Genomic DNA, 620 nt, shown 5'->3' with positions numbered 1-620 from the left:
TGAGCATTTTGCAGAAATCTGAGCCCTTGAGACACAAGGATTTCTAGGGATAAAAAAGGGACTTCACCCCAATTTGGAGAAGTTTTTCGGTGACCAAACCAAAAACGCCCAAAAGGAGGAAGTCACCTTGTATATTCTTCAAGAAAGTCTGTTTTCCTTCGAGGAACTGCAAAAACTTGAATCCAAAGAACGATTGCCTATCTTTTTCAGCGCTCTTGACCTACGTCCTTACGCCAAAGAACTGAGAAGCCGTTCCCCCCGAGGCGCTGACGGTCACTGCAGACAAGGAATCCTTCGGGCTTTGCTTGCAGCTCCGCTTGAGAATATCAGTACGTTCACTGGCCTACATCGCCGGCTGGATATGGATCTTCGTTTTCGCTATCGATGCGGACTTCGGCTTGATCGGAAAGCTCCTTCCGTGGCAACGTTGAGCCGCGTCTTTGCCGAGCTTACGAGCAAAGACCTGGTCAAGCGACTTTTTGAGGATCTGGTCACACGCTGCAAGCAAGAAGGCATCGTCGATGGAAGTCATGTGGCCATCGATAGTGCCGCGATCCATGCCTACGAGAAGAAACAGCCGAAACGTAAAAGCGAGCTCACAGGCAATGCAAACTGGGGTG

General features: G+C 49.8%; 1 protein-coding gene. It reads left to right on the top strand.

Annotation, left to right across the window (positions count from 1 at the left end):
* Positions 1-127: 127 nt before the first annotated feature.
* On the top strand, positions 128-620 hold a 493-nt coding region (locus AC27IT_RS27840), incomplete at its 3' end, for a transposase (RefSeq protein WP_487092269.1).

This window comes from Brevibacillus sp. YAE8 (assembly GCF_057543335.1).
This window is presented reverse-complemented; position numbering and strand designations above follow the sequence as displayed.